At 49.4% G+C, this 24,750-nt stretch carries 22 protein-coding genes and 2 pseudogenes; 17 read left to right on the top strand and 7 right to left on the bottom strand.

What is annotated here, in order from left to right; translation table 11 throughout:
• Positions 1-22: 22 nt before the first annotated feature.
• The 4 genes from BN3277_RS04905 (at position 23) to BN3277_RS04890 (ending at position 8,649) form a co-directional block, all read left to right on the top strand.
• Positions 23-3,061, top strand: coding sequence for an alpha-mannosidase (locus BN3277_RS04905; protein ID WP_059041167.1), 3,039 nt, complete (start codon positions 23-25; stop codon positions 3,059-3,061).
• 66 nt (positions 3,062-3,127) lie between these two features.
• Positions 3,128-5,461, top strand: coding sequence for a hypothetical protein (locus tag BN3277_RS04900; RefSeq protein WP_059041166.1), 2,334 nt, complete (start codon positions 3,128-3,130; stop codon positions 5,459-5,461).
• Between the two features lie 77 nt (positions 5,462-5,538).
• Positions 5,539-7,569, top strand: a complete 2,031-nt coding sequence (locus BN3277_RS04895; RefSeq protein ID WP_059041165.1) for a glutaminase family protein — start codon at positions 5,539-5,541, stop codon at positions 7,567-7,569.
• Between the two features lie 237 nt (positions 7,570-7,806).
• Positions 7,807-8,649 (top strand): aldo/keto reductase, encoded by an 843-nt coding sequence (locus BN3277_RS04890; RefSeq protein WP_059041206.1) that lies wholly within the window; start codon positions 7,807-7,809, stop codon positions 8,647-8,649.
• 49 nt (positions 8,650-8,698) lie between these two features.
• On the opposite strand, the gene BN3277_RS04885 is transcribed toward BN3277_RS04890, so the two are convergent.
• On the bottom strand, positions 8,699-9,145 hold the full coding sequence (locus BN3277_RS04885; protein WP_059041164.1) for a metallophosphoesterase family protein: 447 nt from the start codon (positions 9,143-9,145) through the stop codon (positions 8,699-8,701).
• Between the two features lie 14 nt (positions 9,146-9,159).
• Here BN3277_RS04885 and BN3277_RS04880 point away from each other — a divergent pair.
• Positions 9,160-9,408, top strand: a pseudogene (locus BN3277_RS04880) (LysR substrate-binding domain-containing protein); the annotation flags it as partial.
• Positions 9,409-9,478: 70 nt separating this feature from the next.
• On the opposite strand, the gene BN3277_RS04875 reads toward BN3277_RS04880, so the two are convergent.
• The 4 genes from BN3277_RS04875 to BN3277_RS04860 all read right to left on the bottom strand — a co-directional run bounded on the left by BN3277_RS04875 (position 9,479) and on the right by BN3277_RS04860 (position 12,805).
• The gene (locus tag BN3277_RS04875) at positions 9,479-10,336 is read right to left on the bottom strand and encodes a YitT family protein (RefSeq protein ID WP_059041162.1); all 858 of its coding nucleotides are present in this window, start codon (positions 10,334-10,336) and stop codon (positions 9,479-9,481) included.
• A gap of 152 nt (positions 10,337-10,488) precedes the next feature.
• Entirely contained in the window at positions 10,489-10,980 is a 492-nt protein-coding gene (locus BN3277_RS04870; RefSeq protein ID WP_059041161.1) for a cation:proton antiporter regulatory subunit, read from the bottom strand.
• A 20-nt stretch (positions 10,981-11,000) separates the two neighbouring features.
• Complete coding sequence (locus BN3277_RS04865; protein ID WP_059041160.1) at positions 11,001-11,423, bottom strand: hypothetical protein; 423 nt, start codon at positions 11,421-11,423, stop codon at positions 11,001-11,003.
• A gap of 98 nt (positions 11,424-11,521) precedes the next feature.
• Positions 11,522-12,805 (bottom strand): ArsB/NhaD family transporter, encoded by a 1,284-nt coding sequence (locus BN3277_RS04860; RefSeq protein WP_059041159.1) that lies wholly within the window; start codon positions 12,803-12,805, stop codon positions 11,522-11,524.
• 355 nt (positions 12,806-13,160) lie between these two features.
• Here BN3277_RS04860 and BN3277_RS04855 point away from each other — a divergent pair, with 355 nt between their 5' ends.
• The 7 genes from BN3277_RS04855 to BN3277_RS04825 all read left to right on the top strand — a co-directional run bounded on the left by BN3277_RS04855 (position 13,161) and on the right by BN3277_RS04825 (position 17,903).
• Positions 13,161-13,457, top strand: a complete 297-nt coding sequence (locus BN3277_RS04855; RefSeq protein WP_059041158.1) for a hypothetical protein — start codon at positions 13,161-13,163, stop codon at positions 13,455-13,457.
• A 65-nt stretch (positions 13,458-13,522) separates the two neighbouring features.
• The gene (locus BN3277_RS04850) at positions 13,523-14,197 is read left to right on the top strand and encodes a PspA/IM30 family protein (RefSeq protein WP_059041157.1); all 675 of its coding nucleotides are present in this window, start codon (positions 13,523-13,525) and stop codon (positions 14,195-14,197) included.
• A 5-nt stretch (positions 14,198-14,202) separates the two neighbouring features.
• Positions 14,203-14,703 (top strand): PspC domain-containing protein, encoded by a 501-nt coding sequence (locus BN3277_RS04845; RefSeq protein WP_059041156.1) that lies wholly within the window; start codon positions 14,203-14,205, stop codon positions 14,701-14,703.
• Positions 14,704-14,706: 3 nt separating this feature from the next.
• Positions 14,707-15,408, top strand: coding sequence for a PspA/IM30 family protein (locus BN3277_RS04840; RefSeq protein ID WP_059041155.1), 702 nt, complete (start codon positions 14,707-14,709; stop codon positions 15,406-15,408).
• Positions 15,409-15,522: 114 nt separating this feature from the next.
• A complete protein-coding gene (liaF, locus tag BN3277_RS04835; RefSeq protein ID WP_059041154.1) occupies positions 15,523-16,173 on the top strand; it encodes a cell wall-active antibiotics response protein LiaF in 651 nt (216 codons plus the stop codon).
• 19 nt (positions 16,174-16,192) lie between these two features.
• Positions 16,193-17,275 (top strand): sensor histidine kinase, encoded by a 1,083-nt coding sequence (locus BN3277_RS04830; RefSeq protein WP_059041153.1) that lies wholly within the window; start codon positions 16,193-16,195, stop codon positions 17,273-17,275.
• Positions 17,250-17,903 (top strand): response regulator, encoded by a 654-nt coding sequence (locus BN3277_RS04825; protein ID WP_059041152.1) that lies wholly within the window; start codon positions 17,250-17,252, stop codon positions 17,901-17,903. The genes BN3277_RS04830 and BN3277_RS04825 overlap by 26 nt, the downstream gene beginning before the upstream one ends.
• Before the next feature lie 48 nt (positions 17,904-17,951).
• Here the strand turns inward: BN3277_RS04825 and BN3277_RS04820 are convergent, their stop codons facing one another.
• Entirely contained in the window at positions 17,952-18,512 is a 561-nt protein-coding gene (locus tag BN3277_RS04820; protein WP_059041151.1) for a hypothetical protein, read from the bottom strand.
• A gap of 69 nt (positions 18,513-18,581) precedes the next feature.
• The gene (locus BN3277_RS04815) at positions 18,582-19,745 is read right to left on the bottom strand and encodes a hypothetical protein (RefSeq protein ID WP_059041150.1); all 1,164 of its coding nucleotides are present in this window, start codon (positions 19,743-19,745) and stop codon (positions 18,582-18,584) included.
• A gap of 335 nt (positions 19,746-20,080) precedes the next feature.
• Between BN3277_RS04815 and BN3277_RS04810 the strand changes: the two genes are divergently transcribed.
• The 5 genes and pseudogenes from BN3277_RS04810 to BN3277_RS24945 all read left to right on the top strand — a co-directional run.
• A complete protein-coding gene (locus BN3277_RS04810) occupies positions 20,081-20,512 on the top strand; it encodes a TlpA family protein disulfide reductase (RefSeq protein WP_059041149.1) in 432 nt (143 codons plus the stop codon).
• 18 nt (positions 20,513-20,530) lie between these two features.
• The gene (locus BN3277_RS04805; protein ID WP_059041148.1) at positions 20,531-21,685 is read left to right on the top strand and encodes a cysteine desulfurase family protein; all 1,155 of its coding nucleotides are present in this window, start codon (positions 20,531-20,533) and stop codon (positions 21,683-21,685) included.
• Positions 21,686-21,745: 60 nt separating this feature from the next.
• The gene (locus BN3277_RS04800; protein WP_059041147.1) at positions 21,746-23,053 is read left to right on the top strand and encodes an ABC transporter substrate-binding protein; all 1,308 of its coding nucleotides are present in this window, start codon (positions 21,746-21,748) and stop codon (positions 23,051-23,053) included.
• Between the two features lie 28 nt (positions 23,054-23,081).
• The gene (locus BN3277_RS04795) at positions 23,082-24,329 is read left to right on the top strand and encodes an ABC transporter substrate-binding protein (RefSeq protein WP_059041146.1); all 1,248 of its coding nucleotides are present in this window, start codon (positions 23,082-23,084) and stop codon (positions 24,327-24,329) included.
• A gap of 253 nt (positions 24,330-24,582) precedes the next feature.
• A pseudogene (locus BN3277_RS24945) lies at positions 24,583-24,750 on the top strand (response regulator transcription factor); the annotation flags it as partial.

Genomic DNA, 24,750 nt, shown 5'->3' with positions numbered 1-24,750 from the left:
TACATTGAAAGAGTGATGCAGCATGCCTTATGAAACAAACCACATCATGACCCAAAAGGCGAAGCAAAGGCTTGCCAAATTACAGGAGTACATTTACCGCCCGATCGCGGGGCTTGAGGTTGAAGCCTGGGTGACGAAGGAGCCGGTCCCTTATGCCGAGCGGCAGAGCGGTCAGCACATCCGGCTTCAAGCCGGGGATAAATGGGGAGAGCTGTGGGACTGCGCTTGGTTTCACTTTCAAGGAACGGTACCGGAAACGGTTGCCGGCCAAAAAATCGTTCTGTTGATCGATATTAACGGAGAATTATGCCTCGTGGACGAAGCGGGCTCCCCGCGCCAAGGCTTAACGAATGTAAGCTCCGAGTTCGACTACAGCTTGGGGCGGCCCGGCAAGCGGGTGGTGGACGTCAGTGCCGCCGCCCGGGGCGGGGAAGCCATCGACCTCTGGGGAGACGGCGGATGTAATGATTTGTTTGGCCATTATCGCAGCGGAACGCTTAAGGAAGCAGAGATTGCCATTTGCCACGAGGAAGCCCGACAATTGGCTTACGACCTGGAAGTGTTGATTGAGCTAGTTGAGCAGTTACCGGAGTCGAGCGCCCGAAAAGCCCAAGTATTGCAGGCCGTCTACGAGGCGGCCCACCTGCTGGCCGAGATCAATGAGGAATCGGTACGTTTGGCGAAGGCACGGGTGGCTCGCGAACTGGCGAAAAAAGGCGGCGATTCCGTTCTGACGGTCAGCGCCATCGGGCATGCCCATATCGATTTGGCCTGGCTGTGGCCGATTCGCGAGACGATCCGTAAGGGAGCCCGGACCTTCTCGACGGCGCTGCGGAACATGGAGAAATATCCGAACTACGTGTTTGGCGCGAGCCAGCCGCAGTTGTACCAGTGGATGAAGGAGTATTACCCGCAGCTCTACGCCGAAGTGAAGGAACGCATTCGCGAGGGACGTTGGGAGGCACAAGGTGCGATGTGGGTTGAGCCGGATACGAACATCTCCGGCGGTGAAGCGTTGGTGCGGCAGATCCTTTACGGCAAGCGGTTTTTCCGGGAGGAGTTCGGCAAGGACATGAAGGTGCTATGGTTGCCGGATGTCTTTGGTTATTCGGGAAGCCTGCCGCAGCTGCTCAAGAAGTCCGGCGTGGACTACATGATGACGCAAAAGCTCTCATGGAGCACATATAACACGCATCCGCACCACAGCTTCCTCTGGGAAGGCATCGACGGAACGAAGGTGCTGACGCACCTGCCGCCGGAGGATACCTACAACAGTCCGGCCGCACCGCGGTCTTTGGCGAAAATCGAGCAAGCCTACTTAGATCGGAATGTGTCGGAGCACGCGCTAATGCTGTTCGGAATTGGCGACGGTGGCGGCGGACCTGGGGAGGAGCATCTAGAGCGACTCGAACGGGAGCACAACCTGCTGGGCCTGCCGCCGGTTGTCCAGGAGCCGTCGCTCACCTTCTTTGAGCGGTTGCAACAGGAGGCTTCCCGGTTCCAAACCTATCGGGGCGAACTGTATCTTGAGAAACATCAAGGGACGTTGACCACGCAGGCGCGCAATAAATGGTATAACCGCAAGCTGGAAAAGGCGCTGCGCGAGCTGGAATTCGCCGCATCGCTGCAGCTCGTGCTCGGCGACAGCCCGGCGGGATACCCAACCGCTCGGTTGGAGGAGATCTGGAAGGAAGTGTTGTTGTACCAATTCCATGATATTTTGCCGGGTTCGTCGATCACGCGTGTGTACGACGAGTCGTTGGAGCGCTACGCCAAGCTGCTGAGCGAAGTGCAGGCGATGATCGCGGAAGCTTACGGCCGCGTGGCCGGGCGATCCGGCGTGGCTGCCGGCGAAACCGTCTTGTACAATTCCTTGCCGTGGGAGCGGCGGGAATGGGTGGAGACGGACGGCAGCTGGCAGTATGTGCAAGTGCCGGCGATGAGCTGGCGCGAATTGAAGCAAGCTGCGGCGGAAGCGCAGGCGCCGGAAGAGGTGCTGATCGCCGAGGAGCTGCGGCTGGAGAACGACCGGCTTAAGGTGCAGTTCGACGACAATGGCAGCATCGTGTCGTTGTACGACAAAGCCGCCGGACGAGAAGCAATCCAAGCGGGTGCACAGGCGAACGTATTTACGGTCTACCACGATGATGGCGATGCCTGGGACTTCCCACGCGACTATCGCGATACGATTGCCGGGACGATGGAGCTGGAAAGCCGGCGCGCTTACGTCTCCGGACCGCAAGCGGTGGTGGAGCAGGTTTACCGCTATGGGGAGTCGACATTGAAGCAAACGATTCGGTTGCTGCAAGGGGATGGCTTGCTGCGCTTTGACACGGAAGCGGACTGGCGGGAGACGGGAAAAATGCTGCGGGTTGCTTTTCCGGTGGCCGTCGTTAGCGATCAGGTGAATTGCGAAATCCAATTTGGGGTATTAAAGCGGTCAACGACCCGGAACAACGCGATTGAGTTTGCCCGGGACGAAATCTGCGCCCATCATTATCTCGACCTGTCGCAGCCGGATTACGGCGTGGCGCTGCTGAACGACAGCAAATACGGGCACAGCGTGGAAGGCAACGTGTTGGATTTGAACCTGCTGCGCAGCCCGGGGTATCCGGATCCTGTTGCGGACCGGGCGGCGCACCGTTTCACCTACGCTCTCTATCCGCATGTTGGTGACTTTATCCAAGCCGGTGTGTACCGGAAAGGGTATGAACTGAATGTGCCACTCACCTCGGTGGAGGCCATTCCCGTGACGGATCAAGGCGGCGTGAGGACTGTTAGCAGCACCTTGCTTTCGCAGCCGTTTCTATCGATCGACCATCCCAATGTCATGGTGGAAGCCGTCAAGAAAGCCGAGGACAGCGATCATCTGATCGTCCGGCTCTATGAGACGGCGGGTGCCGGGGCGGATGCGGAACTGAGCTTCGGGCTGGCTTGCCGGACGATCGAAGAGACGAATCTGATGGAGGAACCCACTACATTGCTGGCCGAAGATACGGATCGGATTCACTTGCGTTTTACCCCGTTTGAGATCAAGACGATTCGCGTGGAACCGGTTTAATGCGGGTTTAGTTGAAGCCTAAACGGTTTCCATCCAACTTCTAGGTAGCGAAGGAGGGACTTTAGCGTGAAGGAAAGAGCACGGGCGGAGGAGCGCACCGGATTTCAGGAAGGCCGTGAATACGGCGCTTCGTACGATATCCAGGCGGATTTTGTGATGGTGTACGGCATCGGGGAGTCGATGCCCCGGCGCATCCGCGAGTGGGCGGAGCGAGGTTACCATGTCCATCTGATGACGGGGGTATCCTGGGGCGGTTACCAGGATTATCTGAACGGGAAGGTGGACGGCCGCTCCCACTGGGACGAAGCTCAAAAATATCAGGATGGCGAGACGATTATCCACGGGACGTCCGAGGATATTCCTTATATGGTGCCAACTATCAGCTACGCCGATTTCCTGGTGGAGCGGATTCGTCCGGCCGTGGATGCCGGGGTGGAAGCCATCCATCTGGAGGAGCCGGAATTTTGGGTGGAAGGCGGTTACTCCGAGGCGTTCCAACGCGAATGGCGAAATTACTACAACGAGCCATGGCAGCCGCCCCATACCTCGGAGGATGCGCAATACCGCGCCTCCAAGCTGAAGGCTTACCTGTATACGCGTTGCCTGGACCGCATCTGCTCGGCGCTAAAGGAATATTCGCTGGTTCGGTATAACCGGCCGCTGCGGTTTTTCGTGCCAACGCATAGCTTGATCAACTATACCCAATGGCGGATCGTCAGCCCGGAATCCCGGCTTCTCGACGTGCCGACGGTCGACGGTTACATCGCCCAGATTTGGACGGGGACGTCGCGGACGGCGAACGTATACGAAGGCCAACGAGCGGAGCGGACGTTTGAGACGGCGTTCCTCGAATACGGGATCATGCAGGAGCTGGTCCGCGGCACGCAACGCCGCATGTGGTTCCTGCACGATCCGATCGAAGACGATCCGAAGCGGACCTGGGCCGATTACCGCGAGAACTACGTTAAGACGCTGATCGCCTCGCTGCTGCATCCGGCGGTTGCCCGCTATGAAGTGGCTCCTTGGCCCCGTCGGATCTTCGAGGGCCAGTATCCTTCCGAAGACGGGAGCGGCAAAGAAGGCATTCCGGCGGATTATGCGACGATGCTTCTGAACGTGATGCATACCCTCCGGAACATGGAGCAGGAGGAAGTCCAGACCTCCGGCAACGCCGCTGTCACCGGCGTGCTTCTGGCCGACTCGGCCATGTTCCAGCGGAAACGGATCGGGACAGTAACGTCCGGATTTATGATGAAATACGACGGAACTAACGAAGTGGAGCTGTCGGAAGAAGAGGCGGTAGAATTGCTGAATTTCTCGGCGTTTTACGGACTGACGTTGCCGCTCGTCAAGCATGGGCTCCCGGTAAGGCCGGTGCAGCTTGATAACGTTCGGCGTTTCCCGGGTTATCTGGACGATTACCGCGTGCTCGTATTAAGTTATGAATTTATGAAGCCGGAATCCCCGGATTTGCACGGCACTTTGGCCCAATGGGTGCGCGAAGGCGGGGCGCTCATTTACGTCGGAGATGACAGCGACCCGTACCATGGAGTCCGGGAATGGTGGAACCAGGGACGGCGGCGTTATACTTCGCCGCGGGCGCATCTGTTCGAATGCCTCGGGTTACCGTCTGGGACCGGGGCGGAACAGGCTGCAGGGGATGCGAATGCGGCTGCAGTCAAAGAAGGCTTCACCCGGGTTGGCGCCGGCTTGGTCAGCTATTTGCCGATGCGGCCGGACCGGATCGCGGAAAGCCCGGAAGCGGCGGAGCGATTCCGCTCCGCGGTACGGGAAGCGATGGAGGTGCTGGGAAGCGGGGAGAAGCCGGTGAATGCGAAGGGTTCGGCTCCGGCGGATGCGCTCCGCTGGGAACCGCTGAATTATTTCCAACTCCGCCGTGGTCCGTACGTGATCGCTTCCGTAATGAGTGAGTCGATCAGCGAAACGCCGCTCGAGTTGGAAGGACAATTTGTCGACCTGCTTGAGGCTGGCTTGCCCCTCAAAGAACGGGTCACGGTACAGCCGGGGCAGCAAGCCTTACTCTATGATTTGGCGTACGCCGGGCCGGGGAGCCTGCTCTCTGAATCCGGCTCCGGCTCCGGCGTGATCGCCGCCTCCTCCCGGATCGAGGGTTTCCGCGAGGAGGAACGCAGCATGATGTTTACGGCCAAAGGTCCGCGTCCGCTGCAGGCTGTGGCGCGGATCCGCTGCGAGGCAGAACCGGCGGCGGTATCGGCCGCAGCTGCGTCTGGTGAGGGAAATGGTTCCGCTCCGGAACGAAACGTCTCGCTCCCATTTGAATGGGATGCGAAGTCACGTACCCTGCTGCTTCACTACGAACATGGAGACGCAGGAATTCGCATCACAGTGACGAAGCAGGATACGAAGGAATCACGATAGGATCACGATAGGAACAGGATAGGATCACGATAGGAACAGGATAGGATCACGATATCCTCATGGGAGGCAGAAAACCGATGAATACGAAATTGCGTCCACCGGCAGTACCCTTGGTAACAATCGATCCTTTTTTTAGCGTCTGGTCGATGGCGGATCGTCTAACGGACGATGATACCCGCCATTGGACCGGGCGCCGGCAAGCGTTCACCGGCTTGCTATCCATCGACGGTGTAGTCTGGCGGTTTGCCGGGCGCGTCGAACCCAATCCGGAGCGGTATTATACGGAGCCGGAGGCGATGAACCAAACCGGACTCGAAGTCACGGCGCTCTCGACCCGCTACGAGTTCGAAGCGGGTGGGGTTGGGCTGGACGTCACCTTTACGAGTCCGCTGCTGCCGGACGACCTGGAGCTGTTGTCGCGGCCGGCTTCTTATGTCGCGTACCGCGTGCGTTCTCTCGACGGCAAACCCCATCAGGTGCGGCTCTATACCGACGTTACTGGGGAGTGGTGCGTAAATGAAACCGATCAGGCGATCACCTGGCAGCAGGAGGCGCAGGGAGAACTCGCCGTACTGCAGGTCCGCCATGCCGAGCAGAACCCGCTCCATTCCTCGGGCGACGATCAGCGCATCGATTGGGGCACCTTTATGTTGGCCGTCAAGCAGACGCCGGACGTACAGACTTACCTGGATCAAGCATCGATCCGTAAACAATTCGTCCGGGAAGGCGAAATCCGGCCAAACGAAGGGAAGGCGGCGCTCGCACAACCTCAGCCGGTTCGGGAGGCCGAACTGGTTCTGGCCTGCGTGTGGGATGCCGGCGAAGTAGCCGGTACGGATGAGAAGTCCCAATTGATCGTCCTCGCTTATGACGACGTCTATGCGATTGAGTATTTTGGCCAGCCCTTAGAGGCTTACTGGAAAAAGGACGGGACCTCCATCCCGACCCTGCTCATCGAAGCGTTCCAGAATTACCCGGATCTGATGGCGCGCTGCGACACGTTTGATGCCAAGCTGCGCGAGGATGCTATCCGTGCCGGCGGAGAGAAATACGCGGACATCCTGTCCCTGTCCTACCGACAGGCGATTGCCGCGCATAAATTGGTCCAGGATTCGGAGGGCCAGGTGCTGTTCATGTCGAAGGAATGCTTCAGTAACGGCTGTATCGCCACGGTGGACGTGAGTTATCCTTCGATTCCGCTATTTTTGCTGTACCAGCCGGAGCTGGTGCGCGGCATGATGCGGCCGATCTTCAAATATGCAGCCAGCGACGCGTGGGAGTTTGAATTTGCGCCGCATGACGTGGGTCAATATCCACTGGCGAACGGCCAAGTGTACGGCGAGAACAAGCTGGAAGGTCAAATGCCGGTAGAGGAATGCGGCAATATGCTCGTGATGGCGGCCGCAGTCACGCTGGCGGATGGGAACACGGACTTCGTGCTGGAGCATCGGGAGCTGCTTGCCAAATGGGCCGACTATTTGGTGGAGCATGGGCTGGATCCGGAGCATCAGCTGTGCACGGATGATTTTGCCGGACATTTGGCACGTAACGCCAACCTGTCGGTCAAAGCCGTGATGGGCGTAGCCAGCTACGGGTTGCTGTGCGGGCTGCTCGGCGAAGCGGAAGCCGCGGAGCGTTACCGCCAGGCCGCATCGGACATGGCTCGGAAGTGGGAAGGCCTTGCCGCCGATCCTACTGACGAGAGCCACACCGTGCTGGCATTTGGTCAGCCGGGAACCTGGAGCCTGAAATACAACCTCGTTTGGGACGGCATCTTCGGAACCGGGCTATTTGGGGAAGAGATGATCCGGCGCGAGGTTGCTTGGTATCTGGAGAAGCAAGAGCGTTATGGCACGCCGCTGGATAACCGGGCGGCGTACACGAAAGCCGATTGGCTCGTGTGGGCCGGAGCGCTGGCGGAGACGCGCGAGGACTTCCAGCGGATCGTGGAGCCGCTCTGGGTTTTCCTGAACGAGACGCGGGACCGCGTACCGTTTACGGATTGGTACGATACGAAGACGGCGCGGCAGATCGGCTTCCAGCATCGGACCGTCGTTGGCGGCTTGTACATCAAGCTGCTGAAGGATCGCGGTTGGGAACGGGCGTAGGGTTTGCAAAATCTATTCGAATTTTCGAATAGAAATTGTGATTTCTCGCCAAAAGAGAGGATTCTATTCGATATTTCATATAGAATTCCTGCCTTGAGCCGATTTAGGCCTAAATCTGTTCGAAATTTCATACACATTCCGCAGAAATAAGCCGGTATCGGCGATTTCTGTTCGTTTTTTCGCATACATCGGATATGATAGTTGGAGAGCAGTACCTATTTGAAGGGAGTGTTTGTCTTGGGTTCGATCATTCCAGAAATTACGCTAAATGACGGTGTGAAGCTGCCGGTAGTGGGTTTGGGCACCTACACGCTTCGCGGCAGCGAAGGCGTGCAGTCGATCGTTCACGCCATCCGATCCGGCTACCGCCTGCTCGATTCCGCGTATAACTACGAGAACGAAGGCACCGTTGGCGAAGCCGTAAGGCGTTCTACGGTACCGCGGGAAGAGCTCATCATCGCATCCAAACTCCCCGGCCGCTACCATACCTACGATAAAGCGGTGAAGGCGATCCAGGAATCGTTGTACCGGGCACAGCTGGATTACTACGATCTGTATCTGATCCATTGGCCTAATCCGAATCAGGGGCATTATGTAGAAGCGTGGCAAGCTTTGATCGACGCGAAAAAATGGGGGCTGATCCGCTCCATCGGCGTCAGCAATTTCCTGCCCGACCACCTGGACCGCTTGATCGAGCAAACGGGTGTGACGCCCAGCGTAAATCAGATTGAGCTGCATCCGTTGTTTAATCAGGCGGAACAGCGCCAATATCATGAAGCACACGGCATCGTCACGGAATCGTGGAGCCCGCTGGCTCACGGCAACGAGGTGCTGAATCACGAGACAATCCGGCAAATCGCCGAACGTCACGGAAAATCGATATCCCAGACGATTCTGCGTTGGCATGTTCAGTTGGGGGCCGTGTCTATCCCAAAATCGGCTTCCGCCGCTCGGCAGGTGGAGAACCTCTCGATTTTCGACTTTACATTGGACGAGGAAGAGATGAAGCAGATCAACGGCTTGTCCCGTCCGGACGGGAGGATCCGCAACCAGGACCCGGCCGTTTACGAAGAATTTTAAATCGTATCCAATAAAGCCAACCCCAATGGGTTGGCTTTGTTGTGCTGGTTTATAGGGAGAGATGAAGCGATTCCTGCCGAACCTCCTCGTAAAGGCTGTCCAGAGACGTGGAACAGGAATACGCGATAGAGTGGGTTAGATCCAGCAAAGTCAGGCGATAGCCATGCTTTGCCCCCGTATCGATGCCCAGGCGTCCGGAGGATTGCCAGATCGTTCCCGGGGGAGCGCCCAGTTTGAAGGTGGGCGTGTGTCCAAAGACGATCGGATCTCCGCCAAGCGGCTCCGCTGCCCAGAACGCCTCGCGTATGCCGGTTAAATCGTCGACATGCTGCTGGTCCAGCGGTATGCCGGGGCGGAGGCCGGCGTGAACGAATAGCAAGCCGTCCAACGCGGCGTAATACGGTAAGCCGCTCAGCCAATCGAGCCGTTCCGCAGGCAGGAGCGCAGCGGCCTTGTCCCCGTTCCGGAGCAGGGCAACCTCGAGATTGCCCAGCAAGGCGAGAGCACCGCCTCCGTTTTGCGTCCACGATGGAGCTTGGAGCCATCGAAACGATGAAGGAAGCGGTGAAGTGCAATATCGGTATTGCGGTCTTGCCTCGGCGCAACGTTGTTCGCGAGATATCCAGCGGAGAGTTAAGACAACAGGATCTCCCCGGTTATGTGAACCGGCGGCAGATTTGCCTGGTTTATCGGGAGGAGAAAACCTTGTCTGCCGCCGTGCGGAGGTTTAACGAATACATGACAAGTCAGGACTTCTGAGCCGCGTCCGGGAAGGGAACGTGTCCGTAAACCAAAGAGCCGCAGGGACTTCCCCTGCGGCTCTTAAATATTATTTCCTTGGATGAAACGTAATTTCACTTTCACGGTCGCATTGATGGACGAGGGAAATCAAACGGGATCGCTCCAGCCGGTGGCATCGGCATTCCAGAATACCTATCCCGTCCTCGGTCCCGATTCCTTCCGGGTTCTGCCGGTAAACGGCCGAACGGTTCAGATAACGCAGCAGCTCCTCCTGGATGGCGGTGCAATGGCGGCTCTTAATCCGCACCGTTAGGGTGAAGATCCCGCCTTGTACCGGAAGCTTGACGGCTTCGAAAGCGGACAGGTAGGCGATGACCGAATAGAGGGCCTGCAGAAAGCCGAAATGAAAGCCTGCACCAATCAGGATCAGGCAATTCAACAGCAGCAAGATCCGTTCCGGGGACAATCTGAAATATTGGAGCTGATTGACCGCTTTTTCCGCAATGTCCAGTGCCCCTCCAAAACGCAGGGCTAAACCAAGACCGATTCCCAGGGACAATCCCCCGATCAGCGCCGCCAGAAGTGGTTCGTCAATCAGGGAGGGATATGGATGGAGCACGAGCGTCCCCAGTGAAAAAACCAATACGCCGATTACAGTGAAGATCCCGTAGGACCAATGGATATTTTTACGGTAGAGAAAGAGTAACGGCAGATTCAGTAAGAACAAGAACAATCCAAGCCGCATTTCCGTCTTTAACGCCAGCAATGCGGATAAACCGGTCATTCCTCCAACGACGATGCTGTGGGGCATCAGGAACAGCTCTAAGCCGACGGAAGCAAGCAATGCGCCGGCGATAACGCCAGCAGCACGGCCCAACGGCGGAAAAAGAGGTTTGAGGCCGCCACGGGTCTTCCTGGAGGAATGAACTCTCATCTGGTGTTTCAAACCGACCCCTCCTTACTGGATAAACCCATCATCAAGGGCAGGCGGTTCTTATACCGGGTAACAGATGGATCGCGAGCGGCAGATCATCAAAATCGCCGCCGCGATCAGGGAGAAGGACAAACCGCCTTCAGCGCGAGATGATCCATAGTAACTTACTTTCCACTTAATAAAATCTGTCTAATTTGCTGTTGATGCAGCCGTTCGCCAAGCACGACGACCATGGCCTCGGACGTCAGCATCAGATCGGCTCCGGGACTGATGTGTTTTTTGTGGTTCTTCTCGATGACGGCGATAATCGTCGCTCCAGAACGCTGACGGATTTTTAGCTCGCCGATGGTTTTGCCGATCGCTTTATAATTCGAATCTAATTTATACCACTCGATGATCAGATCGCCTAAAGCCACTTCAATGTTCTCCATAGCCGTTGGCTTATATGTCGCCCCACTGATAATGGCCGAGACGTATCTCGCTTCATCGTCGTCCAAGGTCACCATGGAGACGCTGTCGTCCGGATCGTCCTCATGAAAATGAGATAACTCGCGCCGGCCGTCATTATGGATAATGATCGATAGTTTGTCGCCGCTGCGGGCCTGGATCACGAATTTTTTACCGATACCCGGTAGATCTGTTTCTTTGAGATTCATTTGAATCACGCCTCCATTTTTTAGGTCATCATTTCTATGATGTGTATTGTAAAATTAGACTTATGCGATTTAAGCGTATGGGGTTCATCCACAAACATACTTGTAAATTTGATGGGCATAAGTAGAAGCTGCCTTAACAGCAGGCAGAACAACGGACGAAAGCGTGCCCATGGCGCCAGCAGCATAAAGCTGATCAAGGCCGGGACGGTATCCAATTGATGCGGGGTTCTGTCGATAAATAGCTTGCCGTGAGACGTCGTAGGATTAAGGCGAAGCGATACCTTGTATTGCATGGTGCTAAAATCGGTCTCAAGCGTCTCTTCCCCACGGGATTCTGCCTGCACGGGGGACGAAATGAAGGAAGGGAGGGAGAACGCCATGAACAACGACAAAATCACGGCAGCTAACCAACCCCAACGTAGCCTTCGTTTTTGCGTTGTCATGCGTAATCCCTCCCCTCGGACATCGATTTCCTTATCTTAAGGATAGCATATCGGCGTCTTTTTTTCTAAAAGAAAGAGTTGATCTGGATGGACTTCTATTAGATTAGGAAATACCGGATGAGAATATACGCGCTGGAGATCACGATCGACAGGAGCATCAGCGGGAAGCCGTATTTCAGGTAACGCATAAAGGTAATCGGCTCCCCCTCCTTCGCGGACATGCCCGCCGCAATCAGATTGGCGCTGGCGCCGATCAATGTGCCGTTGCCCCCTAGACATGCGCCAAGCGCGAGGCTCCACCAGAGCGGCTCCAGATTCTGGATCCCCATGGTCCCCATATCCTGAATCATCGGAATCATTGTGGCTACAAACGGGATATTATCCAGGAAAGAGGAGGCAATGGCGCTAAGCCACAAAATTAGCATGGAGGTCGTCAGCGGGTCGCCTCCAGTCAAGTCGATGGCCCACTCGGCCAGCCGCTTGATGGTTCCGGTTTCGATCAAACCGCCAACGAGTACGAATAACCCGATAAAGAAGAAGATCGTTGGCCATTCAACGGAGCGGAATGCACGTTCCATCACATGCTCTCCGGTAAGCAGCAGCAGCAGGAAAGCTCCTGCCAAAGCCACGGTCGCCGACTCCAGATGGAATGTCTGATGCATGAAGAAGCCCAGCAGCGTTAAACCAAGGATGATCAGGCATTTATATAGAAGCTTCTGATCCGTAATCAAGCCTTCCAAGCTAATGTTCATGATGTTCTTCTGGTTCTCCGGCGTCGACTTGATGCTCTTGCGGAACATTACCACAAGAAGCGGCAAGGTGACCGCAAGGATGACGATGACGATGGGGGCCAGATTTTGCAGGAATGCGACGAAGGTCAACTCCTTAACGGCGCTACCGATCATAATATTAGGAGGATCCCCAATTAACGTTGCCGTTCCGCCGATGTTCGAGGCAACGACCATTGAAAAAATGAAAGGAAAGGCCTTGACCTTTAATTGACGGGTAATGCTGAACGCGACCGGTACCATCAGGATGATCGTCGTTACATTGTCCAGAAACGCGGACGCTACTGCCGTAATTAATGCGAGGAGCCAAAGGATCGTTACGGGATTGCCTTTGGCCTTTCGGGCCGTCCAAATCCCGATATATTTAAATAGCCCGGTTTCCGCTGTGGTGTTGACGATGATCATCATGCCGATCAAGAGGCCCAGCGTATTGAAATCGATGTGATGAATCGCCGATTCCTGATCAATGATGCCGAAGATGATCATGAGGACGGCGCCGACCATGGCCAGCAGTGTTCGATGGATTTTCTCCGAAATGATGAGTGCGTACGTTAATAAAAAGATGATAATAGCCCAGATTGCTTGTTGCTCCATACGAATTCTCCTCTCCAAGTGTGCCGTAACCCTGAGGTATCCTTAGATTGCCTTGCAGGGACAGAATTATGCCAATCCCATTCAAAAAAAGGCAAAAAGAGCCCGCAATGTGGCAGGCTCCTCCGATAACTCTCATTTTCTATTGTATGGTTTGACTTACTTCATTATAGATGGACGATAGTTAGATGTAAAGCATTTCTCGGGAGTAAGGTCCAGGGGCCTGTAAACCCTTGGGATGAGGGCATCCTCGACTTAGGTCTAGGTTCAAAAACCGTCCGCGGTCCGTTTTGGAAAACCTGAAATCCACCTAGAATAGAGACATAAGGTTGATCAAATGAGAGGCGGTGATATATCGATGAAAACAAATCGACCGAATGTATTCGCTATTGTACTTATTGCCCTGGGCGCTCTGATTCTGCTGGGCAAGTTGACTCCTTTCCTGGGCAGCCTGTTTGGCCTGGTGATCGCGATCGTGATGATCGGTCTCGGATATTACGGGATTCGCCGGGGGAACGCCTTCTTCGGATGGCTGGTGCTGATTTTCGGGGTCATCTCCCTGATCTCCAAACTGGCTTGGCTGATCGTTCCGCTCCTGGGTATCGGATTAATCGTATACGGTATCTCTTCCCTTAGAGGAAGACGGAGTTACTGATTTAAATAGCATACATGCAGAATACCATGAAATGAGAACCGTAAGGTTAGGAGGGAAGGGTATAAATGAGTGTATTTCGTCGGGTACGAGATATTACGGTAGCTACTTTGAATGAGAAGTTGGAGCAATCCCAAGATCCGGTCAGATTGATCGACCAGTTCTTGATCGAAACGCGGCAGGAAATCGCCGAAGCCGAGAAGCTTCATTATCAATACAGCGGCCATGCGAAGCAAATGAAACAGCAGGTGGATCAAGCCAAGGGCATGCGTGACAAACGCGAGGAACAAGCACTGCTCGCACTGAAAGCGGGCGAAGAGCATTTGGCTAAGCTGGCTTTGCAAGAGAAGATGCTGTACGAGGAAAAGGTTGAGCAATACACCGAGTTGTATTCGCAAAGCTTGGAATCGCTGCAGGAATTGGAAGCCCAGCTGAATGAATTGAAGACCGAATATCAGGTCGTGTACAGCAAACGGCAATATTACTACGCAAGAATGGAGACGCTTCGTTTACAGCAGCGGATGAACCAGCGGATGAGCGGTTACGGCGTGCAGGATGTGCCGAAGATGTTCCATCGCTTGGAGGACCGGGTGTCCGATATGGAATGGGAAGCCCGCAGCCTGCGCGATTTGCGGAGAGCGGGTTCGGATTTCTTGAACCAGGCCGGCTCCGCCATCCAATCAACTCTGGAACAGGAGCTCTCCCGCTTGAAGCAGAAGCTGAATAACCAGGGAGAGGAGTAAGATCGATGGGAAGACCCTTGTACCGTTCCAGACGGGATCGTTGGATCAGCGGTTTAATCGGCGGGCTAGGCGAGTATTTCGGCATTAACGTCGGCGTGCTCCGGCTGATCGCTTTTCTCAGCATTTTCTTTACCGGCGGGACTACGATATTTATCTACTTTATCGCCACCTTGGTGATCTCCAAGGAGCCTTACCCGCCTCACGATCCGTATTATAACGGCGGATGGCCGGGCGGCGGCCCGCCACCGGGCTATGGCCCCAAACGCCGGGAGTTTTACGAGGATGCTCGCTTTGGTCCCCGCCCGCCGTACGGAGCTCCAAACGGAAATACTTACGGAACCCAGCCGCCGCAATACGGCGCGGGCGCTACGGGGAACGGCTTCCAGGCTGCCCCGAGTGCTTCCAACCTGGATTCCATGATGGAAGATATCGAGAAGAAAGCGATGAAAAAAGAACTGGAAGAGCTGCGTAAGAAGCTCTCCGACTACGAGAAGGGAGAAGTGTAAAACATGGGAGTATTCAAAAGAATTAAAGATATTACGAAAGCGTCTGTAAACGATTTGTTGGATAAGGTGGAAGACCCGATTGTCATGCTGAATCAGTACCTGCGCGATATGGAGGCTGAAATTCGCGACGCCGAAGTCACAGTGGCCAAGCAAATGGCCAATGAGCGCCGGATGAAGCAACGCTTGGACGAAGCAGCCCGCATTTCCGCACAGCGGGAAGCACAAGCTGAAGTAGCGCTCCGCAATGGGCAGGAAGAAGTCGCCCGTAAAATGCTGGAGGAGAAAATTCATTACGATCAAAAGCAAACCGAATTCGCCGAGCTGCATGCGCAGTCCGAAGCTCAAGCTGCTGAACTGAAACAACAGCTGCATGAGATGAAGGATGAATTCTACAAGCTGCGCAACAAACGGAACGAGCTGGTTAGCCGTGCGCAAATGGCGAAAGCCAGAAAACAAATGTCGCAAATCAGCAGCCTGCATTCGATCGAAAGCGGCAACGCTTCGCTTGGATTCCACCGGATGGAAGAGAAAATCATGCAGTTGGAAGCCGAAGCCGAAGTTGCCGGCGTGGTCTATCGCGGAACCTCGCCGTCCACGTACATCAGCCCGGCGGATGCCGAGAAGCAGTTGAAAGTGGACGCACAGCTTGAAGCGCTGAAGGCGAAATTGAACCCGTCCGAAGCCCGCGAGGAAGATAAGGAATAACTACACGTCCGCCGGACATTGTGATATTCTAAATACTGGTGTAGCCATACGGTATGGGGTTCCATACCGTTATGGCTTTTTACGACTCTATGAACCTGCAGGGAGGTGCGGCATATGGAAACACGGAAAAGGTTCTTAGCCATCGGTTTGATTGGATTTGGGGTATTGTTGATTTTCGGGAAATGGCTGAGCTTCTTCACCATTGTCGCCTTCTTATTCCTGGGGTTTGGCATTTATAAAATCCGGCAAGGTGAGCAGGTCAAGACCGGTTATATCTTCATGGCGATCGGCGGCGGGATGATCCTGCTTGACCACTTCATGCTGGTCCTGGCGATCCTGATGATCTCGCTGGGCTACTATTACGCAAGGATCCGCAAAACTCAACCTCAAGGCAATTACGTACAGAAGCAGAACATCACCTCCAGCATCCGTTGGGACCGCGATCCGTGGAGCTTGCGGAATACGAGCATGTGGCATGTGCTTGGTGAACTGGACATCGATTTATCGCTAGCGATGGCGGAAGGGGGACATAACGTCCTGATGTTTCAAGGCATCGTTGGAGATGTCGATCTGGTGATTCCGGAGGATTATGGCGTAGAGATCGAGGCGTTTGTCCTGTTCGGGCAAATCGATTTTAGCCAAGACAAAGAAACGGGCATGCTCAATCGGCTGTATTGGAAGTCGCCGAACTACGAGTTCCGTGACCAAAAAGTGAAAATCATCATTTCCTATCTTGTAGGAGATGTCGATATACGATTAACTTAAGACAGGAGGAGCGTCCCGCATGAGATCAAAAAAACCAAGCAATATGGTATCCCGCAGCATGCGCGGGGGGATTCTCCTATCTGTCATTATGATGGCAGCGACCTTTTACGTGCTGTATACATACGGGTATTTTCAGCCCCAATCCTCCTGGAGGACGGGGATTAAGGCGGGCATTACGCTGTTCTCGCTACTGGTTATTATCGGGGCGGCTTATGGAGTAATTCAAGGCTACCGCCCCAAACGACAGATCGACGGGCTGCGCGAAGCGCTGCTGCAATGGGAGAAAGGCAACCAAACCGGAAGCGTTCCGAAGCTTGGCGAAGACGAATTGGGCCGATTGGCTGAACAGCTCGAGCGAATCGGCAAACGTTGGGAGGAGCAGGTATCCTCCTTACAGCGATTGTCGACGCATAACGCTCAACTAGCCGAGCAAGCCCGGGTGTCGGCCATCGTGGAGGAGCGCCAGCGGCTTGCTCGTGAGCTGCATGACGCTGTTTCCCAGCAGCTGTTTGCCATCTCGATGACGGCCACGGCGGTAGGGAGAACGTTGGAGAAGGATTTTGACAAGGCCCAGCGGCAGGTCGAGCTGATCGAAGAAATGGCTTCCGTCGCTCAGTCGGAAATGCGCGCATTGCTGCTGCATTTGCGGCCGGTTTATTTGGAAGGCAAGGAGCTGTCCCAGGGCTTAAGCGACCTGGTCAAGGAATTAAAGACCAAGGTTCCGATGGATTTGACGCTGGAGATGGACGAGGATTTAAGCCTAGGCAAGGGCATCGAAAACCATCTGTTCCGCATCATTCAGGAGGCGATGTCCAATACGCTGCGCCATGCCAAGGCGGACAAGATGGAGATTCGGATTCACCGCCGAGGCGAAGCTGTCAAGGTGACGCTGCGCGACAACGGCATCGGCTTCGAGCTGGATGACAAGAAGCAGGCTTCTTACGGCTTGTCCACCATGCAGGAACGCATCCACGAAATCGGCGGCTCCATTCAGTTTATTACCGCGCCCAATAAAGGGACGCGTATTGAGATGACCGTACCATTAATTAATGAAGAAAGCGGGGAAGAGAGCAGCCATGGAGATGGAAGACAAGGAGATTAAGGTACTGCTTGTGGATGATCATGAAATGGTGAGGATCGGCCTGGCGGCGGTATTGGGCACCGAAGACGGCATCGAGGTCGTCGGGGAGGCCAGCAGCGGAGAGGAAGGCATCCGCCTGGCGCAGGAATACCGGCCGGACGTCGTGCTGATGGACCTGGTGATGGAGGGCATGGACGGGATCGAGGCCACTCGGCAATTGCTCGCCCTGCATCCGGATTGCAAAGTGATCGTGCTTACCAGCTATCTGGATGACGAGAAAATGTACCCGGTCATTGAAGCTGGAGCGTTCAGCTATTTGCTCAAGACATCGCGCGCCTCTGAGATCGCCGAGGCGATCCGCGCTGCCGCTCGCGGCCAGTCGGTCTTGGAGTCGCAGGTGGCTTCCAAGATGATGAACCGGTTCCGCCAACCCAAGGTGGAAGCGCCGGCTCACGAGGAATTAACCGAGCGAGAAATGGACGTTCTGCGGCTGTTGGCCCAAGGCAAATCTAACCAGGACATCGCTGACGACCTGATTATCGGCATTAAGACGGTGAAGTTCCATGTCACGAATATTTTGGCGAAGCTTGGGGTTGAGGATCGTACCCAAGCGGCCATTTATGCATACAAAAACGGTTTGGCGGAGTGATTTTGCTCCGGCAAACCGTTTTTATTTAAAGCATATCACATTTACTGGTTATTTTTCAGTGCTTTGGTCTAGATAAACGACGTACACATGCATATACCCGTCCCTAACGCCGGAAATGCCTTCGGTTTCTATGTTCAAAAAACTTAGCTTTTCTTTCCAGGCATCTCTTTCCGGATCTTCAATCGCATCGCCGTATTTGTCAAAAATATAGGTTATCGCAAAAGCGCTTATTTCAGCGATACCTTTAGATAGTCTAACGGTGTCGGATGAAAGAACGACTTGGTTGGCGGAAGGCTTAATTTCTTGTCCCGAGAAATTAAGCACCAGTTCAGAGTCTTGATTTTTAACAGTCGCTACTTTTTGATTTTTATCCAAGGAAATCGTATAACCTTGAAAAAGATCGCGGATTGGGATATAAGTTGTGTCGTAAAAATATTCTTTCAACTCATCATCTTGAGTAACATGAAGCGCTGTTTTTTTCAAATCCGTGTTGTACACTTGAGCCGCTGCTTTTACCAAAGAATAGTCACCCGCTTGGACTATAGTCTGGAACGGAAATGTTGACAAGAAAGCCATTGAAAATAATAAAGCTGTAATTTTTCTAATCATCTTTTTCGTCCCGTTACATAATTTGAGTATTCAAATTATGTAACGATAAATAGAGAAGTTTTGTTTCAGCTAAAAATTTGTTGTATCGACAATGATTTTTTGTGCAGAAACTTCACCAGACTTTGTTACCGCACTACTTGGAGTGTCAGAGGTACCATATGTTTTACCATTATAAGTATGGGTGCTAAGGATACTTGAAGTCATCGAAGATGTAGTACCGCTATTAGAAGTCACCGCAGTTTCATCATATTTTACTTCCACTTTCCCAATATTCTCTCCTGTATACCCTGCCTTAGCTAACGCCGTGACTCTTTTTACCGCAAGAGCTGCAATTTCATTACTTGTAAAAGATTTACTATAGTAAAAATAGATATATTGGCTATCTCCTTTGACATTGATTCCGTTTACAAAATACTTAAATTGGGAGGATGAAGTATCGTATAAAAGATTACTTACAATGGCAGTATCTTGAGCATATCTTGGAGGAGCACTGCTATATCCTTCCGGAATAGCATTCTGACTTAATCCTTGGGGGTGAATAGAAGCGGAATAATTATCGTAGGTCTCACTGTACTGAAGACCGCCTTCCAGTTTATATCCAACATTGGATGAAGATAAAACATCGATTCCATTATATAAATATCCAGTTACACCTGAACTTGGAGTTTCAAATTTAGTATCTGTTGGTAAAGTAAAGGTTGTTCTGATTCCTTTGTAACCACTTTTAGTTGTTTGCCTTACAAAGGCTCCTGTATTGTAACCGCTAATGGATGTATCTAGTGAGGCAGACATTATTGAATTAGTGCCAGTCGCCTGCTCTTCTTTTAAATCCAGTTTATTTACCACCTCTCCTTCTCTGTCATATACATACCCATTTTCATCCATAGTAAAAATATACGCATTTTCAAGTAACTCTTCAAAGTAATCACTAGTAATTTCCTCTGAAATAGATAAATCTGAATCTAAATTTCTATAAGTAGCATTGGTAGTTGTTTTAATATTTTTTGTATCAAAACCATATTCACTTAAGTACGATAATTGTTCGGAACCCTTTTTCAGGCTCTCGATTTCTTTAATATGATAGTTGATTTGTTTTTGTCGTTCGACATCGATTTGTTTCTTGATTTCTGCTTTACTTTGGGGTTGAGGATTTTCTTCAGCCTTTACTAAGTTTAGAAATGAATTAGAAACAAGCAATAAACTAAAGCCTACTAGCAAAAAAGATCTTCTCATTCTAATACCTTCTTAATTTTAGATGATTTCAATAACAACATACAACTATAATGATAAACTATAAATATTTTAATTTTTTAGAAATTTTATACATAAAGAAATATTATAATCCTAAAAATATGTAATTATTTTGCTTTTAATAGGAATAAAAAACAACGAATGCTTAATTTGTGAACTTAATGTGAAAATGGTAAAAGTAACAAAACCGATACCCCTTTTTAAGGAAATATATGTATTATATTTACATAATATAACAATTTATTTAAAAGAATGCGTTTTCTTTTATTTGTGGTGGAAATAAGTAAAAGCCCAAAATAATGGAAGGGGACTCACCAATGTTCAACAGAAGAATGAAGAAACAGGGATTATTAATTGGGGATAGGGTTCCTGAAATTGAAGAATTAAAACTGACTCAATTACCATCTAACAAGTTTTATGCAGTTATTCTTATATCACTACATTGTATGGGCTGTATTGAGTTTATTCCCTGTTTATCTGATCTTAAAGTAGAATGCGATAATATAGAAATTCTTTTGATGTCAACAGGATCAAACAAGGAGAACGAAGAACTCGCGAAATATTATAGTTGGGAATTTCCGATAGTTCATATGAATGAAGAGAATATGCAACTTTATTTTAATGTTGCGACCCCACCATTTGCATTAATAGTTAATTCTCAAGGCCTAGTCATGGCAAAGGGTGAGGTTTTCAGTAAGAAGGACTTCAAAAATGTTATAAACTCAATTGGAAATTATGTGAGTAGATAGAAAGGTGGGGATTTTACAATGTTATATTTTGATTATTGTGCTTCGGCCCCTATGCATCCTACAGTAAATAAGCTTATGTATGATATGTCAAGGAAGATTTATGCAAATCCGTCGTCAATGCATCGTTTAGGGGACGAGGCCAATAAGGTTGTAGAAGAATCCAGAAAAATAATCGCGGACATTCTACAAGTAAATACTAATGAGATTATTTTTACATCGGGAGCAACCGAAAGTAACAATTTAGCAATATTAGGTGTAATACGCGCTTTTAAAATGAGTAATGACAAGCCTATTCATGTTATAACCTCTCAAATAGAACATTCATCAGTATTCAATTGTTTCAAGGAATTGGAAAAAGAAGGAGTGTCCGTCACTTATATACCGGTAGACGCTAATGGAGTTGTTAGCGTAGAAACTATTGAAGAAAGCATCCAGGAGAATACAGCTCTAGTAAGTATTATGCATGTAAATAATGAAACAGGATCCATACAACCTATTGAAGAAATTGGTAAATTCCTAAAGAGAAATAATGAGATTTTATTTCATGTGGACGGAGTGCAAGGCTTTGGAAAAGTACCGATTAAATTAGATGATATAGATTTGTATACAATTTCCGGGCACAAAATAGGGGGACCTAAAGGAGTAGGAGTGCTTGTGGTTAAAGAGGAGGTTGAAATATTTCCTATTATTTTTGGGGGAGAGCAAGAATATGGAATTCGTTCTGGTACATTAAATGTTCCTGGAATTGCCGGTATAGCTGAGGCGATCAGAATAAACAACCTTGAAAAAGAACGAAGGCTAAATAACTTAGTTTCAGTCCACAATTTGCTTTATTCTGAACTTATTAATATTCCTGAAATCGTCCTAAACACGCCCCGAATTCCATTGGCGGCGCCTCATATAATAAATTTTTCATACCCACGAACAACCTCAGCCATCTTTTTGAAATTACTTTCAGATCAAGGAATAGTTGCTTCTTCACAATCTGCATGCTCAGCAAAGAAAAATAAACCTAGTCGAGTATTAACCGCTATGAACAAGGATGAACTGATATCATCAAGCAGTATCAGATTAAGTTTTAATGAAAATGTTGGTATAGTTGAAGCGAGAATGTTATTAGAAGGGATAATAAAAACAGTGGAAGAAATTTCGAAAGTTAAGAGCTTTAGTTAATGAAAATAGCTGAGAAAGTATATAATACATTGTTTATCAAGGAAGTGACATTACATTCAAATGATGAAAAGAACAAAGAAAAATATCCTCATATTATGCACGATTTGGCTTAGTTTTATGTTAGTTACTGGCTGTACAGTATCTCAGAAGAATGAGACTAAGCATGTAACTATCTTGTATAGTTCAAAGTCTAATTTTGAACAAGATTTTGGGAATATTAATCAGCATTTTCCGAATATAAAAATTGATGTAATAGAATATCAATCCATACTTGGAAACGGTGTTTGGAACGACTTTGAGTTCGTTCCCCAGTCAGGAGATAATTGGGATGCGGAAATGCTGATTAGTGAGATAAGGGATGTTAATCCTGATATTATGTTTTTTCCACTGCAGTTATACCCACGATTACAAGAAGAGGGATTATTATTTGATTTATCTATTTTAAGTAAAGAGCGCGAATTACAAAACATTGACACTCAGATTTTAGACACTTTTAGAGAGATGGGAAATGGGAATCTGTATGCTGTTTCGAATACGATTGCAACTCAAGCTCTTTATTACAATAGGGGAATTTTTAAAAAGTATGGCATTACGGAACCCGTGGATTTCATGAACTGGGAAGATGTTCTGAAGCTTGGAAATACAATTTCAGAGCTTGGAAAATCGGATGAAATAGTAGGCCTACAGACACAAAATTACGGCAATGTAGAAATGTTCCTTCAGGCAGGCAAGTCAAATGGTTTAAATTGGTATGATCCAGTTCATAATCGTGTTCTATTCTCAAGTGATGCGTGGAAAGCTACGTTAGAACTTGTTGTTGAAAAATATAAGTCGGAATGGAATTCAAAAACTCAACAAGAGTTAGGCTCTTTCTCCAATGGACATGTTGCTATGGCGCTAGACACTTACAGACTGAAAGATGAACTGAAACAATCCAATTCAGATCTCGATTGGGATTTGGTTACTGCACCTGTCACTAGTCATGATACAAATAAGAGTACGGCTATAACTTTTCAATATTTAAATGGAATAAATAGAGAGACGAAGGATATATCAAGTACAAAAGAGGTCTGGCTCTACTTAAATAGTAGTACCGTGGCACGTACGAATTTTAATGCTAATTATTTTAGGTTCACTCTACCTGTTATTAAGGGTTTAGTTAAGGATGATGGTAAAAATGTAGAAGCTTTTTATAAGGTGATGCCGAAAATTTCTAATGACACAGAATTTCCTTTAAATGCAAAAAATGAGTTGAGTAGTTATTTGGATAAGGATATTCAAAAAATAGTATCCGGCGCTCTCTCTATTGATGAAGCTGTTAAGAACTGGGAGATTGAACTTCTGGTTATTATGCAAAGATACCAATAAATATAACAAAAGGTGAATTATGAAAACAATGAATGTATCTATTGTTATACTTTGTCTTTCTTTGGTCTTGTTTGGATGTACGTCACGACCACAAAATAAGGAGCTAAATGATTATACCGACACTATTATTAATATTTATACTTCCTACGTAAACGAACAACAATTTTATCAAAATTACGGAGAATTAATTCTCGAACATTTTCCAGGATTAGAGATTAACCTAATGATGCCATCTGATACATCGGATTGGGAAGCAAGATTTGAAAAAATTAAGAATAATCAACCGGATTTGATGCTCTTTTATACTGACGAGTACGAAAAACTGAGCGAACAGTCCTATTTATTGGACCTTGATCCATATGTAAAAAAGGACAAGTTCGATCTGGATAAATATGCGGATAGTATGATAGATGCAGTGAGTACGGATACGGGCTCACTATATGGCCTTGTACCACGAGTAAATATATCTGGAATATATTATAACAAGGATCTGTTTGATCAATTAAAAATTAATTATCCAACTAGCGGGATGGATTGGCATGAGTTATTAAACATAGTTTTGCGTTTTGAGGATAATGCCATAGGTTTAGAAAGTACATTCTCAGATCCTAATAATTTGTTAATGGAAATTGCAAATACAAATAATTGGAGTTTCATTGATAGCCAAAATGATAGTATTTCGTTTCAAAAACAAGACTGGACCAGCGCTATTCAACAAATCATAGATTTATATCATACACAAACTGTTTCAGGTGTTGAAGATGACTTGTTTCTTCAGGGCAAAGCAGCTCTACATACGGGTAACCTTCTATATATCGATCAATTATTAGGCATTAATAATTTCTCATGGGATTTCATACCTTCACCAGTGAATTCTAAGAAAAGAGATGAAAGCCATAGTATCTATTTTGATCGAATTATATCTATTCCTAAAGAATCCACAAATAAGGATTTATCCTGGGAAATTATTAAAATGCTCATGGATGAAAATGTAGCTGATGAATATAAATCTTTTCCGCCAAATGTATCTACACTAAAAAGTCGTATGAATCAATATGAGGGAATTAACTTAGAGGAATTTTGGCAGCAGAATCTGGATACAAAACCAGGAATCCTCCGAAGTGATTTTTCCTCTTCATTTCTTGAAGAATTTTATGGAATTTTAGAAGACCAACTTCAATTAGCAATTGACGAGAAGCAAACGGCTGATCAGACCCTTGATGAAATTATAAAACAAACAGAAATTGCTTATGAAAAGGAGAAATTAAGGAGATGAAACAAATTAATGAGGATTATCGAAGATTCTTTAAAGATCCAGTTCGCGATTTTAAAGTAGGCGGATTGTAGTATTAAATATGACCTACTGCAATTTGCAGTATTCAGTGAAAACTATGACGATGATTTGCTAATAGAACTAAGCTCTAAATATCCAAAAGTAATGATTTACAAAACTAATGCTACCTATATAGAGGGTGGGTTCGTTAGTGTTGCTGATCAAATATAAATGAAAATTACAGAAACCTTAAGTTGTTCTGCGGCTGTTGGCCCAGGGCAAATCGAACCAGGACATCGCTGACGACCTGATTATCGGCATTAAGACGGTTAAATTCCACGTGACGAATATTTTGGCGAAGCTTGGGGTTGAGGATCGTACCCAAGCGGCCATTTATGCATACAAAAACGGTTTGGCGGAGTGA

This window comes from Paenibacillus rubinfantis (assembly GCF_001486505.1).
Taxonomy (GTDB): Bacteria; Bacillota; Bacilli; order Paenibacillales; family Paenibacillaceae; genus Fontibacillus; species Fontibacillus rubinfantis.
Note: the sequence above shows the minus strand (reverse complement) of the source record. Positions and strands in the feature narration are given on the sequence as shown.